The following is a 15,800-nucleotide window of genomic DNA, read 5'->3' on the forward strand; positions in this document are numbered from 1 at the left end:
CTTGAATCTTATTCCTAACAGGGAAGACCGCAATACATGGATGTCGTCAGCAATCAGGCCTCAACCGAGGCAGAAACACGCAGGATATGCCCACTGGCGCAGCGCACACCAGTGCGTACTTTCGTGCGTGACAACCAGATTTAAACCTCCACAACAACAATTACCCTCAGGCTTGCAAGGACAGAATCCATGCCGAAGAAAACTCACTTTAGACGAACCCAAATCCAGTGCGGGTTGGCCCTGCTCGGGTTGGCACTTCCCTGGTTACATGCCCAGGCGGCACCGCAGATCGAAATTGGCAACAACAGCATTCACATCATCAAGGAGGATGGCAGCCTCTGGAGCTGGGGAGAAAACAGCAACGGCCAGATAGGCTTAGGCTCTTTTTCCGACGTCATTCAATCGCCGCAAGCTATTTCCGGCAACTGGTTTCAGGTGAGCGCGTCACGATACTTGGTTCTGAGTATCAAATCCGATGGTAGCTTGTGGATGAATGATTGGGATTCATCCAATGGACTTCAGCAGCTGGGCACAGATAATGATTGGGTCGAAGTAAGTGTTGGCGGGTCGGACGGTAACGCAATACTTCGCAAAACGGATGGCAGCATTTGGCTGGGTAGTTGGCAGTACCGCGAACCCGAAGCGGATAGAGCCACATTTGTTATCGAATCTCTCGATAGTGGCACGGATGTGTGGTTGAGTGTGGCTCTGGATGCTGCATATTTTGAAAGGTTTTGGGCTATACGCGCTGATCATAGCCTTTGGTATTTTAAACGAACCTCTTCTTACGATTATCAAACTAATCGAATGGTCTATCGTATTGACAAAAATAGGGCCGGGGTGGATACAGATTGGCAATCCTTCAGTCAAAGTACCGATACAGTTTTGGTTGTTAAAAAAGATAAAAGTCTGTGGCAGGCTGCGCCAGAACCAGTACAAAAATATGACTCAACCTGGCTGGAGGTGGATAGTTTGTTGGGGTTTTATGCAGCCATCAAAGAGGATGGCACCCTATGGCAATGGGGCAATTTTATTGAAAGCGACGAGCAGTCAGTTGATGGATATAAGAGCCGCGTCATCGAACAACCGGAGCAAGTGGGAACAAGTAGTGATTGGACCCATGTCAACGTCGGCAACAATTTTGCCATTGCCCAAAAAGCCGATGGCAGTTATTGGGGCTGGGGCGTTGATGATTACAAATATGGTTTCAGGGGAATTGACTATCGCCTTCCTGGACAGATTGGAGCTGAAAGCGACTGGCAAGTGACCAGAACCGGGGGGCGAAGTTCTTTCGCAATAAAGAGCGACGGAACACTCTGGTCTTGGGGTTATGGCGCGGAACTTGGCTTGAATAATGGTTGGCTTGATGAGTGGGGATACTTACAAACGCCCGCGATTTTGCAACCGCAGCAAGTGAACACAGATACCGATTGGGCCGATATTAGGGTGGGCTGGACACAAGTCGTTGCCCTGAAAAAAGACGGAAGTATCTGGTCTTGGGGAAGTAACTATAGCGGCGCGCTCGGCTTGGGGCTGGAAAATGATCCGGATGTGTATTGGCTCCAAGTGGATACACCAACACGGATAGGCAACCGCACCGATTGGGTCAAAATTGCCGCCGCCGAAGATACTTCCTATGCCATAGATAGCAGCGGCAGGCTGTGGGGCTGGGGCCAGAATGATTATGGGCAGATTGGTGATGGTACAGATGTCGACCGGAACGTGCCCACTCAAGTGGGTAGTGATACGGACTGGCGAGATGTTGCCGGCGGTTGGGGCCACACCCTGGCCATTAAAAGTGACGGCAGTCTTTGGGCCTGGGGTGATAATTCTCATGGTTTACTGGGTGATGGTACTACTGAAACCAGACTGTCTCCGGTACGTATAGGTACCGACAATGATTGGCAGGCCGTTGCCGCTGGAGACAGCCACAGCATAGCTCTTAAAAAGGATGGCAGCATCTGGGGTTGGGGGAATGGTGGATCCGGCCCGACAGGGCTCGGGAATTTTGAGGATGTTTATCAGCCCACTCGTATAGGCGTAGATAATGATTGGGTGGAAATAGGCGCCGGGGATTCCCATTCGGTAGCAGTAAAAGCAGACAACAGCCATTGGTCTTGGGGGCATAAAGGGCAAACTGGCTTGGGCAGTTTGGCTGGAAATCAAAATCTACCGGCAAGAATGCCATCATCAAGCGGCTGGCTTGATTTGGGCTTTGGAGCTGACTCTTTTCATGCGACCGGCGTCAGTTGTGATGGCGGGCTTTGGTCTTGGGGATGGAATAACGGTCCTGAGCTTGGTCAAGGTATAACCCCTGTTGTGGAAGAGCCAGTGCAAATACTGTTACCTCCACCTGCTGGAAGCCTTCCATTGGATGATAGCAGAAGCTGCCAAATAGCCAATTTACAAAACATAGATTTGCAAATCGTCAGCGCTTCAGTAACCACAACCGGCAGCATCAATGCCGGCAGCAACCTGGATGCCGAGTTTTCCATCAGTAACCTTGGCAGTATAGGCACGTCGTCAGAGCCTTTTGTGGCCCAATGGTATCTGTCCACCGACAATCAGATTGACGCCAACGACATAGCCCTTAATTCTGTGCTGCTAACGGGTATGAACAGTGGCGAGACCTTGGCATATTCCAACCAGGTGAATATTCCTATCACCACTCAAGCCACAAGTTATTTTTTGATGCTGTTGATTGATGCAACCAATACTCAAACCGAGTCGGATGAAAACAACAACAGTTTCAATTTGGGACAAATCACTGTGGCAAGGCCCAATGGCAGGCCGGATCAGCCGCCCGGCAAGATTAGACGAAAACAATAATGTCCTTACTGGGAATAGCGTAATACCTGATAAGTCACGGTAGAGCCAATTTTAGAAGGCTATACCGTGGTGTTTAGATTACGGATGATGTTTAGAGTTTGGTATGACAGAAAACACCAATGCCAAAGCTGGCTGGTGATCTTGTCTGGTTAGGTATTCAAATTGATGGAAACAAAACGCCCCGGTTCTAATTGAGCCGGGGTGTTTTTTTATGCAAGGGCAGGCTCAGACTACTGGTCCTTTGCTGCCTTGATACGGGTAACGCCGCCGTAGCTGCCTATCCAGTATTCGCCTTGATTGTCTATATCCATGGAGAACACTGTATCTGCCACCAGGCCATCTTCGCGGTTTAGGGTCTTGATGACCTTGTTGTCTTTACCCAATAGTGACAGGCCCATGTTGGTGCCAAGCCAAATGCCGTCACTGCCCTTGTCGCCGTGCAGCATAAACACGTGATTCGACGGCAGGCCATCCTTCTTGGTCAGCACTTCGAACTTGTTGCCGTCAAAGTGGCTGAGGCCTGCGCCCCAAGTGCCTACCCAGACATCGCCATTGTCAGCCACCGTCATCGACACTATGTAGTTGGGGTTATAGGCGGTATTGACCCCCTGTAAGCCCTGTTCCATTTTCTGCTTGGCATGGTGGCGGGAGTAGGCGGCAGGGTCGGTACCAAAGGAGGTTTCTTCCTTGACGTCATCATAGTTGGCGCCCAAGCCATCGGCATGGGTCCAGTGGGTCCAGGTTTCGTCTTTGAAGCGGGCCAGCCCCCCTTCGGTGGCGAACCAGACCTCGCCGTTTTTACCTTCGGCCAGACCGTAGACCCAGTCGTTGGGCAGGCCGCCCTGGGTATTGGCGACGGTGAACACTTCCCAGGCATCGGGATTGTCCATCTGGCCCTTTTTGATGCGGTTGGCACCGGTCCAGGTGGCAATCCAGAGGTCGCCATTGCTCATTTTCAGAAAGTCATAGACGAAGGGGTCGCCCAAGCCTTCCGGCACATTGTAGCGTTGCCAGTGGCCGGTGTTTTCGTCGAGCAGGGTCAGGCCACCGCCATAGGTGCCCACCACCAGTTTCTCTTTATTGAGCCGGCTGACATGGAACACCCCGTTGGCCAACAGACCATTGCGGACATCGTAGTGACGATACTCATCGGTTTCGGTGTCATAGCGCACCAGGCCACCTGATGTGCCGACCCAGATGATCTTGCCATCGGCAAAGATGTCCTTGACGTTACGCTCACCCACCGCATAGCGGACAAATTTACTGCTGGGATCCTTGGCCGGCATATCGGCGGCTTGCGCTGGCAACAGGGTCAGGCTTCCAATGAGCAGACCGATACAGTGAGAGACTAAAGCGCGCTTCATTTGTTCCTCCGCAGATGGGTAACGCCACCCTGGGTGCCTGCCCAAACGTCATTTTCCGGGGTGATGGCAATGGTATAGACGTTGTTGTTGATCATGCCCGTGCCCTTGTGGAAATACTGCCAATGTTCGCCGTCAAAGCGGGACAGCCCCTTTTCGGTGCCAAACCAGAGTGCGCCATCCTGTTCCTGGGCGATAGCGTAAACTATGGTGCCCTGCAGTCCCTGGGATTCATCGAGGTTGTGCCATTTGCCATCGACCAAATGACCTACGCCGCCACCCCAGGTGCCGGCCCAGATGCTCTGGTCGCGTTTGTCCACCAAAATGGAGAACACGTAGCTTGGGTTGTAGGTAGCCTGACCGCCGGAGAATACCCCCAGGTCATGACGAGAGCGGGTACCCAAGCCCGTATTGGTACTGTAGGGCAGATTGCTGTCGTTGGCGGCGCCCAGACCATCCTTGTGATCCCAGGATTGCCAGTTTTTGCCGTCGTAATGGGTGACGCCGCCTTCGGTACCAAACCAGATATCGCCTTTTTTATCGACGGCTATGCCATAGACCCATTCGTTGATCAGCTGCTCAACATAGGTCTCGAATTTTTCGGTTTTGGGATCAAGGCGGTTGGCACCGGCCCAGGTGCCTATCCACAGGCTGCCATCGGGATGATTGGCGAAGGAATAAATCCAGTAATCCGCCAAACCGTGCAGTGGGAAAAAGGTTTTCCATTCGCCATCTTTGAAGCGGCTCATGCCGCCGGCGTTGGTGCCGAACCACTTGGTGCCGTCCGGGGCCACGTTGATGGCAAACACGTATTCATTGGCCAGGCCGTGATCGCGGTTAAAGGTGCGCTGCAGTTCCCCGGTCACGTAATTGACTTCACTTACGCCGACTGAGCTGCCGACCCAGAGTGACTTCTCCTTGGGTTCCAGTGCCAGTGAACGAACCACCAGACTTTCACCCATCTGAAAGTTTTCCACCAGTTGAAACGGCGTGTCGTCGTGTGGCTTGGGACTGCCACAGCCCAGCAGGGACAGGCCGCAGAGCAAGGGTAAAACCAGGTTTAACTTCATCGTCCCATTTTCCTTAAATGGCTAACCAGATCATATAGTTGTTGTTCGTTGAGTATGCCTGCGAATGGGGGGCAGGAACGTTTACCATTTTCAATGCGCAGCGCCAGTGCCTTGGGTGATTGATTCAGCCCCTGCTGCAAATTGAAATTGGCCGCACCCGGCATCACGGGTTCGCCGTCGCTGCCATGGCATTGGGCGCAATGGCGCTGGTAGAGATCGGCACCATTATTGTTGGCCGCGGCAGAAAAGCTGCTCAGGCAAAAAATGGCAAACAGCAGCTGCTTGTTCATGGCGAATTTCCTTTAATTGCTTGCAATTGACTGCTTTTTTCCGCGTATGCGGCGGCCTTTATTGGATCCGCAGCCTGCCCCAGCAAGCCGTCGCGGTAAATCAAGTGTAACCTGGTCAATGCATTGATATCGTTCAAATCTGCAGCCCGCTCAAGCAGCTCCAGAGCCTTAACTTCATCCTTGGCAGTACCAAACTGGCCTGCAGCGTATATGTTGCCGAGCACGACCATGGCCGGGGCATATTCCTTTGAGATGCACTCGTTCACCATGGCAAAGCCCTGTTCCACATTTTGCGGCAGGAAATCGCCTCTGAGCAGGAAGCCCGCCAGCTGCAGCTTGGCAAAGGCATCGCCCCCGTCAGCCCCTTTTTGATACATCTCAAGGGCGGCATCCGTGGTGCCGCCTTTTTGCAGTACAAAGCCCCAGAATCCCTGGGCTTCCGGCAGTCCCAATTCGGCGGCCTCCTGCAGCAGCGGCATGGCCTCAAACATATTGTCCTGAGCATACATTTGGCGCCCCTCTTGGAGCAGGCGAGCGGCCTTTTCCATATCGGTTTCCTGAGGCTGTACCGCTTGTTCGGGCTGTGCCTTCTCGGACTCTAACTGGGCAGGTGCTTCGGGGGCTGCCTCTGCCAGGGCTGTCGGGGCCAGGGGCAGGGCGCTAAGGAGCCACAGCAGTCGGGGCAGGGCAATGTGTCGATATGGACTCATGAATATTCCTCCAGCTTGCGGTACAGGCTGGACAGGCCAAGACCGAGGAGTTTGGCCGCGGCGCGGCGGTCCCCGTCGACACTGTCCAGGGTTTCTTTGATTATCTGTTGTTCGTATTGTTTCAGGCGATCCCTGAGGTTGGTTTCCTCAGGTAAGCTTACACCGGCACGCTTGTACAGCTGTTGCGGCAGATCCTCAACCCGGATCAGGTTGTCTTCCGCCAGGATCACCGCCCGTTCGGCAATGTTTTCCAGTTCCCGTATGTTGCCCGGAAAATCATAGCCCATCAACACGGCCTCCACCTCGGCATCAATCTCAAAGCTTTGGCTGATACCGAGTTTCTTGCGCTCGTTTTCCAGGAAAAAGCGGAACAGGGGCAGCAAATCCTCGCGTCTTTCGCTGAGGGATGGCAGCACTATGGAAAACACGTTGAGGCGGAAATAGAGATCTTCCCGAAACTCGTTGCGTTCTATCATGCCCGGCAGATCGCGGTTGGTGGCGGCTATGATGCGCACATCCACAGGGGTGAAGCGATCGCTGCCCACGGGACGGATTTGTTTGTCTTCCAGCACGTGCAACAGCTTGGCCTGCATGGCCAGCGGTAATTCCCCTATCTCGTCTAGGAACAGGGTGCCACCCGAGGCCGCCTCAAACAGGCCAATTTTCTTGGTGCTGGCACCGGTGAATGCGCCCTTGCTGTGACCGAAGAGTTCACTTTCCAGCAGTTGCTCGGGAATGGCGGCACAGTTGACCGGAATAAAAGGCTTGTTGGCGCGGCGGCTGGCGTTGTGAATATTTTTGGCCGTTACCCCTTTGCCCGAGCCGCTGGCACCACAGATCATTAGGGTGGCATCGGTATTGGCCACCTTGGCCACTATGCGATCGACCCTGGCCATGGCTTCGGAAGCAGAATGAAACACCTTATCGGACACTTGCATGGCGGCATTGCGCAGGGCGTGGTTTTCGTTGCGCAAATCGATCAGATCAGCAATGAGCTTGATCCTGTGCTCCACGTCCTCGTTGCGCAGTGGTTTCATCATGTAGTCGTAGGCACCGGAGCGCATGGCATCTATGGCCGTCGATACCGAGGCAAAGGCGGTCATGATGACAAAGAAACACTCGTGTCCTCTGCGCCTGGCCTCTTCTATTAATTCAATGCCTGTCATGCCCGGCATGCGCACATCGCTGAAGGTGACATCCACTTCATTGGCGGCCATTTCGGTCAGGGCCTCTTCGGCGTCTTTGGCGGTAATGACTTCGTGGCCCAGGCGGCGAATAGCGTGCGCCAGCACCTGTCTTATGGCTATCTCGTCGTCGACTACCAGTATTTTCAGTACTTTCATTGGTTATTCCGCAGTTTGCTGCTCACACCTGAAGTGAATGTTCACTGTGGTGCCTTCATTGATTTTGGACTCTATGTCCATCTTGCCGCCCATTTCTTTGATCAGATCTTTGCAGATCACCAACCCCAGGCCGCTGCCGCTGCTGGCATTTCCGCGATTCTTGGTTGAGAAATACAGGTCGGCGGCTTTTTCCAGCACGTCAAAGGACATACCCACGCCATTGTCAGCAATGCTCAAACGAACCCCATCCGATTCCATATGGGTGCTGACCTGGATTTTCTTCTCTGTGCGCCAGTAGCATTCCACCAGGGCATCGGCGGCGTTGACCAGGATGTTCAGCAACACCTGCAACATCTTGCCTTCATTGAACTTGATGGCCGGAATGTCACGATTGAGATGATAACCCAGACTGATATTGAGCATGCGCTTGTCATACTTCATCAGATTGCAGGCCCGCACTATCAGATCGTTGAGGTTATGGTATTCCACCGTGCTGGTGGTGTCGCGGAACAGGCCGGTGAATTCCAGCTTGATGTTGTTGATGCGCCGGGCCTCATTGAGCATGCGATTGGTCATGTCGATCATGGCCGTTTTGCTGTCGGCATCGAGTTGATCTTCGGTAAGCATCACCAACATGTATTCCAAACCGCCCTCAATGGCCACCATGGGAGAGCCCATTTCGTGCATGGCGCTGGCGATGAGCTTGGACTTGGTGGACAGTTGTTGCGCCTGACTAAAGGAATTGGAAAACATCATTCGTTCCGTCTCATTGATGAGATGGAAGCAGAAGCTGTCCTTGTAAAATACACTGCGCTGCAGCCGGAAAACCGTGTCGGGGTACTTTTTGCTTTTGTACAGCAGGCTGCTGTTGTTGATCAGCAGTTGCAGCGTGATCTCAGTCTCCTGAACGTCGGGGTCGTGGAATTGGATCAGCTCGTCGATATGCTCTCCCTGAACGGAACGCATGGTGAGATCCAGCATCTCGTTGGCCTTGCCATTACTGCGCAGTACTTCGCCGTCTTCATTGAGCACCAGAGTGGGCAAACTGGTGCTGGTTATCCAGTCCAGGTCGAGGCGAAACTTGCGCAAATGCCACACCAGCAGCAGTAACCAGAGGATAAGCAGCCCCAGACAGCTGATGATGATATAGGAAGACAGCTGCTCGTTGGCTGCCAGCACCGGCAGTGGCAACAGGGTAAACGCCAGGGCGCTTTTAATGCCGGTCTTACTCATTGCCTAGATCCTCCCTGGGGAATGTGAGGGTGACTTTACAGCCTTTCCCCTGCTCCGAACTGATGGTGATGCTGCCCTTGATATCCTCCATCACCGAACGGCAGATGCTCAGACCAAAGCCGGCGCCTGCTATGTCTTCCTGGGTGGTGATATAGGGCTCCAGACAGACATCGATCAGCTGGGGCGACATGCCTATGCCATTGTCGGCAATCTCCAGCTGCACCTTGTTGTCTGCGTTTTGCAGCGTGAAATGCAAGGTTTGATTCTTTTTAAAGCTTTTTTGCAGTGCCAGCAGCGCATTGTCACAGATATTGTTTAGCAGCAGGCTCATCTGTTCCCTGGAGGCCCGTACCGCAGGGATGTCATTCACTATATCCATCTGGATATCCACCTGATACCAGCGCTCATCCAGATTGAGGAAATAGATGTACTGTTTGACCTGTTCCGTGAGGTCGAGAATTTCCGAATCGCTGCCATATTCGCTGGCAAAATTCACCAGATGAGTATTGAAGGCCTCCAGCTTTTCCACCTGCTGGGTGATGAGTTCCAGCGCTTCGGTCCGCTGCTCGGGGTCTGACATTTCGTAGGCGCCCAGCAAGCCCTTGATGCCGGCGATGGGGTTGCCCAGTTCGTGGATCAGTCCCGCCACCAGATGTTTGAGCGAGGCACTGCGCACCTGGTTGAAATAGGTATAGCGGCCGAAGGCCAGTTGCTGGTCTTTCTTTTCCAACTCAATGGAAACCTGGTTGACCGCCGAAAACAGCTGGCCAATTTCATCACTGCGACTGACGGGCAATTGTTCGGGTTTCTGGTTGCGTACCAGCAGTTGAATTTGTTTCACCGCCAGATTGATCTTGCTGGTGAGCATGCTGAAAAAGCTGATACACAGGACAGAGGTGAACAGGGCTATCAGCAGCACGACCATCATCACCACTTGGGCCGATTCTTCACTTGTTTGCAGATATTTTTCCGACAATTGACTTCGTAACTGCTGCTGTTCCTGCAATGCCGTCACCAGGTTATGGTTGGTTTGACGTGACTGAGCCAACACACTGTTGACCAGCTCACTTGAGGGTTGCATGACCATGGCGGCCATCATTTTCAGCAGTTGTTCAATGTCTTGTGTATGTTCGGGCATGATGCCGGCAATGACATTTTTGGCCTCCGCCAGGGCGAGGAAGTTCTGGTGCAGTCCGCTCAGCAGGTTGCGGTCAAAATTACCATCCTGATCAAGGGGCTGTTTGAGCATCAGCAGATCTGTCATCACCTCTATGAGTATCAGGTGTGACTTGGTCAGATCTTCGCTCTGGCTGTTCAATTGCAGTATCTGGCCATAAAAGTGGTACAGCTCATCCTTTTTTGACAGAGCGTAGGAGCTGGTCAGCAGGATGGCGACCAGGACCATGGCCAGCAAGCCCATGGCCTGGGTGCGCAACTTGAGAAATTTGAACATCAGGTAATAGGATAATTTGTTCATGGCCGCACGACCTCAGACTCTGCCGTCAATTCTCGCCAGGCGTTGAGCAGACTGGTTTCATCCAGTTCACCCTGGTGCACATACAGGGGCTGACCCTGGGAATTGATGATTGCTGTGGTGGGAAATACCTGTATTTGGTTGGCTTCGGTGGCTCGGCCTATCAAATTGGGGAATGTCACCGGGTAGCGCCTTAAAAACTCATCGGCCAGAAAGCGGTCCTCATCCATGGAGTAACCCAATATCGGCATGCCGTTTCTGTAAAGGCCATCAAGCATGGGCATCTCCCGGCGGCAGGGCGCACACCAGCTGGCCCAGAAATTGACAATCAGCAGTCCACTTTCGCTGCTTTGAGTAAATAGCGGCTTTAACCAGCCATTTGCCTGCGACAGGGGAGCAGAGTCCCCCATGTTCTTCGCAGTCAGGCCACCGGCCAATGCCGCCAGCATAAGCAGGGATAGCAATAGCTTGTTCATCCCTGTGTCCCTCCCTCTGCCTTTAACGGGTGGAAGGCTTGTTCAATATAATCAATCAGCTGTTCCAATTGCTCTTCGGTGAGCACATCACGCCATGCCGGCATGGAGGTATTGACCACGCCGGATTTTATCCTTTCTTTCAGTTCTGCCCGGGTGAGTTGGCCCATAAACTGGCTGGAGGTCAGATCCCGGGGTTTGTATTCCAGAAAACTGCCAATCCAATTATGACCTGTACCGTCTTTGGCATGGCAAAAGGCGCAGTTGCCATCCCACAATAGTTGGCCTTTTTTGGCCGATTCACTGAGCCCGGGCTGAATTTCGGGTCTGTCGTGCTTGAGGAATACCGATGCCCCGGTCACGCCGTCAAATTCGGTAAAAGAGTAGTTGTTACGGGGGTAAGAAATGCTTTCCGTACGCCAGATAGGGCCCTGTGACTCAACCCTGCCCTGGTCGTGGCAACTGATGCAGGCTTTTAAATACAAAACCTTACCTGCGCGTTGCTCGTTATTGAGCTTGTCATCCGCCAGATCGACCGGCAACTCTCCGGTCGCAAAAGGAAAGGCGGCTTGGTAGCGCTCATGGTTGGGCCAACCCGCCTCGGCAGTATGGTAGTGGGTGTTGGCGGCCTTGTTTTCCATGAATTCCTTGCGGATAAAGCGCACAACTGTGGTCACTTCGGTATCGGACAGGAAATAATCGAAGCTCATCATGGCGGTACCCTCTATGCCCTGATGTACCACGGCTTCCATTTGTTCCTGGGTTCGATCGCCAAGGGACATGGCGGCAAAGTTGGCCGGCTTGGGATCCATCCAGCTTGCCGCCAGAGTCTTGGCATCGCCCGAGTAGCCGTGGCAATAATAGCAGCGGTAGTTGTACAGCTGTCTGCCGGCTTCGTGGTCGGCATCCACCTCTGCCAAGGCAGAGAAGCTGAGCAAGGACAGCAGTACCCCAAGCAGTTTATTGCTCATTGGCCACCTGAGTGTTTTTCACCTTGGGGTTGCGCGGGGCGATGAATTCGCTGAACACGTATTCGGTCAAATCCGCCATTTGCTGCTTGGTCAATACCTGACCCCAGGCCGGCATTTCGGAACCCAGCACCCCCATACGAATACGCTCATAAATGTGGGCGCGACTGAAACTTTCGGTCGCCGCCGGATGAGTGAAGTCCCTGGGTTTGGGAAAGATGAAGAAAGCGCGTGGCCCCTGGCCATCACCGTGCTCGCCATGACAGGTGATACAGGTTTTGTTGTACAGTTCCTTGCCGGCAGCCCGATCCGCTGTCAGCTTCACCGGCAGTGGCGCATTGATATCGAGCTTGGCTCCCATATGGGCGCCGTGGTCATGGACGGCCTCACCGAAGATGATGCTGTCATCTTTGATGTTCAGATCTTTGCTGGGGTCATAACCCTGGTTGTCCAGGAAGGGATCGACCCCTTTATCTTGCTTGGCGGTCTGGCTGGTGGTTTGCATCTGTGAGGCTGTGGTTCCTTGAACGTCGCCACCGGACAGGAAGGGATCGCTGCTATCGGCACCTTCCCCAAGGGGACGCCCAAGATAGCCGTCGATACGGGGGACATCCATGATGACCACCCTGATGTAATCGACGATGGCGTTAATCTTTTGTTCACCGAGGCGTTTGCCCCAAGAGGTCATGGCGGTCTGCGGTCTGCCGTTGGTGATGGAGAATATCATCCGGTTGCGATCCAGCAGCTTTTTCATGGCTGGGTCGGTAAATACAGCAGGTTTGGGGAATAATCCGGCCTGGGCCATGATGGCTCCTTCACCTCTGTCGCCATGGCACACGGAGCAGTGGCGTTCAAATAGCTTTTTACCCTCATCGTACTGGGCAAAATTGTCCTGCTTGGCCATAAAGGTTTCACGGGCATAGTCGACGACAGCGATGATTTCCTCATAGCTGAGTTTGTCACGAAATCCCATCATGGCCGTGCCGGGTTTACCGTCACGTACCGCAATCAGCATTCTGGGTCTGTCTATACTGACTTCGGCAGCAATGGAGGTGAAGTCAATAAAATGTCCGGCCTCACGCATCGCAGCGACACCGCGACCGTCCGCACCATGGCATTGGGCACAGTTGTTGCGCCACAGCATGGCACCGTTCGCGGCTTGCTGAGAAGGCGTGTCCGCTGCCTGGCCGACGACGGTAAAACTGAAGAGGAGGACGCTAAACAAGCATCTGATAAGGTTTGTTTTTTCCATGGAACTCAACGGCCTCCGGCAACACTGGATGCAGGTATACTAACAAGGTTAAGGGTTGTACATCAGCAGAGCCTGATGCAATTGTGTAATGGATCACACTTGATTTTTAAATTTTTTGATAGTCTCTCACCAAGACAATGACCCTTAACCCAACTGGAACTTTGCAGGATATCTCATGGTGAAACTCAAGGGACCCCTAACGGCAGTGGCCTGTATTCTAGCAGTCAGCAGCTTGCTGTCGGCTTGTTCTAGCTCAAACAAAGTGCAAAAGGCAGAGGAGTTTGTTTACCCCAAGCCGCCCGATGAGCCCAGGTTTTATTGGGACCGCATGCTGCTGGGCAGCATGAGCGTGGAGCACCAAACAGAAGAGAGCAAGATTAGCGCCTTTCTCACCGGCACTTTTGCCGCCAACAAGGGATTCGTAAAACCCTATGGTATCGCGGTACACCAGGGGCGCATTTTTGTCTCGGATCCCCCGGGACGCGATGTGATGATGTTTGACCCGGCCCACTACCTGTTCAAATCCCTGACCTCAGATCCCAATGTATTGCTGATGAAGCCTTACGGGGTGGAAACCGATGCTCAGGGTAACCTGTTCGTGCTGGACCAGGGCCTCAAGGACGTGAAATTGTTTGATCGTGATGGCAATTATCTGCGCACCATCAAACCCGACGCCCAGTTGAGTATGCCCACGGATCTGGCCATTACCCCCGATGGCAAGACCATGTACATTTCCCAGACCGGGGGTGTATCCGAATCCATGCATGTGATTTTCCAGTTTGATACCGAGACCGGCAAGCTGCTCAAAACCTTGGGTAAGCGCGGCCGTGGCGATCTGGAGTTCAACCTGCCCAAGGGCATTGATCTGGATAAAAACGGTCTGCTCTATGTGGTTGACAGCGGCAATTTCCGTATTCAGATAATTGATCCCGATAAAGAAGTGATGGTGCGCACCTTTGGCCAGGTAGGCCAAAGATTGGGGACCTTCTCGCGCCCCAAGGATGTGGCGGTGGATAGCGATGGCAACATCTATGTCTCCGACGCGGCCTTCGGCAATTTCCAGATTTTTAATCCCGAAGGACAGTTGCTGCTGTTCGTTGGTGAGCGCGGCAGCGATCTCAAACCCGGTGCTTATATGCTTAACTCAGGTATTGCCGTCGATGAGGATGGCCGTGTGCTGATGGCGGATCAGTTCTTCCGTAAGGTGGACATATTCCGTCCCGCCAAACTGGGCAAGGAACAGGGCTTTTTGGGCGTAAAAGAGAAAATTACGGACGAGGAATACATGAAAATCAAGCAAGAGCAACAAAACGGACAATGATGCTGCCTTGCTTATCCGACACCGGAGAACACCACTATGCACGTATCTGAAGACAATGTAATCCCCTGCAGAAACGTCGATGTCGTGCCACAGCAGCAGGGACGTATGCTCTGGCTTGAGCGCTTCTTCTTTAAATACCGCAGCTACATAGGTCTGGTGCATTTCGCGGTGTTCTGGGTGTTTTTGGCCTTGCTGTTTGTGCCCTTGTTTCTCGATGAAGTGTCGGAAACCGACACAGTGTTTACCCACTTCACCCTGCTGGCCAATTACACCATGTGGGGCTTGTGGTTCCCCTTGGTGTTTCTGTCGGTGATCTTCACCGGCCGTTCCTGGTGCGGCTTGTTGTGCCCCATGGGCGCAGCCAGTGAATATATCAACAAGTTCGGCCTGCACCTGAAAATCCCGGCTTTTATCCGTTGGGAAGGTATGCCCATCATCAGTTTTCTGATTATCACCACCCTGGGACAGACTGTGGGTGTGCGGGACCATCCGGAAGCCATAGCTTATGTGTTCGGCAGTGTGATGTTGGCGGCTATCATCATTGGTTATCTGTATGGCCGGAACAACAGAGTCTGGTGTCGTCATATGTGTCCCATTGGCCTGATGCTGGGACTGTTTTCTCGCCTGGGCGTGGTGCAGTTTTTCCCCAAACGCCCAAGTCATGGCGCCGATCAGTATCACGAAACTAGCCTGTGCCCGACCATGATAGATTTGCGGCACAAGAAGGAGAGCCGTCACTGCATTGAATGCTTCAAATGCGTGCACCCCGAAGCCAAATCCAGCCTGATAGTGAGGGCACGTGCTCCCGGTGAAGAAGTGGAGAATATCCACAGCCACAACCCCAATTGGGCCGAAGTTTGGTTCTTCTTCCTCGGCACCGGCTCCGCTCTGGGCGGCTTCCTGTGGTTGGTTTTGCCCTTGTATCAGGATCTGCGTCAGGCATTGGGTGAATGGTTTATTGAACACGACCAGTTCTGGATTGGTGAATCCGGCCCCTGGTGGTTGATGAGTGTGCATCCCGAGCGCCGTGAGGTCTATAACTGGCTCGACTTTATGACCATAGTGGGCTTTATGACTGCGGTGATGCTGGTGTTTGCCACAACCATGTTCCTGCTCAACCTGCTCAGCAGCAGCATTGCCCACGCAGGCACAGGAAAAGATCGCAGCCAGTTCTGGGCCAGCTATGTGGAATTGGCCTATCAATACATGCCCGTGGCCATGGTGTCATTGCTGATTGGCCTGGGTGGCAAAATATTCGAACTGCTTGGTTTGGTTGGCCTTGGCAGCAACGGCATTTTAACCATAAAGCTGGTGCTTTTCGGGATCAGCTTGTTATGGAGCCTGTGGCTTGGCTGGCGCATCCAGACAGTGCAGGAGGTTCCCTTGGGACGAAAGGTACCAGGTCAAATTGTCGGGACCTTGACCAGCCTCTTTATTGCTGCGTGCTGGTGGCCCGCTATCTTTGGTATTTGAGAA

The 15,800-nt window shown here is 53.2% G+C and carries 13 protein-coding genes; 3 read left to right on the forward strand and 10 right to left on the reverse strand.

All coding sequences use genetic code 11. The features are described from left to right. Positions 1-189: 189 nt before the first annotated feature. A complete protein-coding gene (locus JYB85_RS02425; protein ID WP_207380902.1) occupies positions 190-2,829 on the forward strand; it encodes an RCC1 domain-containing protein in 2,640 nt (879 codons plus the stop codon). Positions 2,830-3,059: 230 nt separating this feature from the next. Here the strand turns inward: JYB85_RS02425 and JYB85_RS02430 are convergent, their stop codons facing one another. From JYB85_RS02430 to JYB85_RS02475, 10 genes are read right to left on the reverse strand one after another with little or no spacing between them, the layout of a single operon-like run. After that, positions 3,060-4,193 (reverse strand): ligand-binding sensor domain-containing protein, encoded by a 1,134-nt coding sequence (locus tag JYB85_RS02430; protein WP_207380903.1) that lies wholly within the window; start codon positions 4,191-4,193, stop codon positions 3,060-3,062. Further along, entirely contained in the window at positions 4,190-5,260 is a 1,071-nt protein-coding gene (locus JYB85_RS02435) for a ligand-binding sensor domain-containing protein (RefSeq protein ID WP_207380904.1), read from the reverse strand. Before JYB85_RS02435 ends, JYB85_RS02430 begins: the two co-directional genes overlap by 4 nt. Further along, positions 5,257-5,550, reverse strand: coding sequence for a c-type cytochrome (locus tag JYB85_RS02440; protein WP_207380905.1), 294 nt, complete (start codon positions 5,548-5,550; stop codon positions 5,257-5,259). Before JYB85_RS02440 ends, JYB85_RS02435 begins: the two co-directional genes overlap by 4 nt. Continuing rightward, on the reverse strand, positions 5,547-6,260 hold the full coding sequence (locus JYB85_RS02445) for a tetratricopeptide repeat protein (RefSeq protein WP_207380906.1): 714 nt from the start codon (positions 6,258-6,260) through the stop codon (positions 5,547-5,549). The genes JYB85_RS02440 and JYB85_RS02445 overlap by 4 nt, the downstream gene beginning before the upstream one ends. Continuing rightward, positions 6,257-7,603, reverse strand: coding sequence for a sigma-54-dependent transcriptional regulator (locus JYB85_RS02450; RefSeq protein ID WP_207380907.1), 1,347 nt, complete (start codon positions 7,601-7,603; stop codon positions 6,257-6,259). The genes JYB85_RS02445 and JYB85_RS02450 overlap by 4 nt, the downstream gene beginning before the upstream one ends. A 3-nt stretch (positions 7,604-7,606) precedes the next feature. Further along, positions 7,607-8,836 (reverse strand): ATP-binding protein, encoded by a 1,230-nt coding sequence (locus JYB85_RS02455; protein ID WP_207380908.1) that lies wholly within the window; start codon positions 8,834-8,836, stop codon positions 7,607-7,609. Then, the gene (locus JYB85_RS02460; RefSeq protein ID WP_207380909.1) at positions 8,829-10,313 is read right to left on the reverse strand and encodes a sensor histidine kinase; all 1,485 of its coding nucleotides are present in this window, start codon (positions 10,311-10,313) and stop codon (positions 8,829-8,831) included. The genes JYB85_RS02455 and JYB85_RS02460 overlap by 8 nt, the downstream gene beginning before the upstream one ends. Continuing rightward, complete coding sequence (locus JYB85_RS02465; RefSeq protein ID WP_207380910.1) at positions 10,310-10,786, reverse strand: TlpA family protein disulfide reductase; 477 nt, start codon at positions 10,784-10,786, stop codon at positions 10,310-10,312. The genes JYB85_RS02460 and JYB85_RS02465 overlap by 4 nt, the downstream gene beginning before the upstream one ends. After that, positions 10,783-11,754: a c-type cytochrome gene (locus JYB85_RS02470; RefSeq protein ID WP_207380911.1), complete on the reverse strand. Its 972-nt coding sequence runs from the start codon at positions 11,752-11,754 to the stop codon at positions 10,783-10,785. Before JYB85_RS02470 ends, JYB85_RS02465 begins: the two co-directional genes overlap by 4 nt. Next, a complete protein-coding gene (locus JYB85_RS02475; protein ID WP_207380912.1) occupies positions 11,744-12,976 on the reverse strand; it encodes a cytochrome c in 1,233 nt (410 codons plus the stop codon). The genes JYB85_RS02470 and JYB85_RS02475 overlap by 11 nt, the downstream gene beginning before the upstream one ends. Positions 12,977-13,265: 289 nt before the next feature. On the opposite strand from JYB85_RS02475, the gene JYB85_RS02480 reads away from it, so the two are divergent. Together JYB85_RS02480 and JYB85_RS02485 are read left to right on the forward strand one after the other, a co-directional pair. Next, complete coding sequence (locus JYB85_RS02480; protein ID WP_207380913.1) at positions 13,266-14,324, forward strand: NHL repeat-containing protein; 1,059 nt, start codon at positions 13,266-13,268, stop codon at positions 14,322-14,324. Positions 14,325-14,360: 36 nt separating this feature from the next. Beyond that, positions 14,361-15,797: a 4Fe-4S binding protein gene (locus JYB85_RS02485; protein WP_207380914.1), complete on the forward strand. Its 1,437-nt coding sequence runs from the start codon at positions 14,361-14,363 to the stop codon at positions 15,795-15,797. Positions 15,798-15,800: the final 3 nt, after the last annotated feature.

The sequence above is a fragment of the Shewanella sedimentimangrovi genome, assembly GCF_017354965.1.
Taxonomy (GTDB): Bacteria; Pseudomonadota; Gammaproteobacteria; order Enterobacterales; family Shewanellaceae; genus Shewanella; species Shewanella cyperi.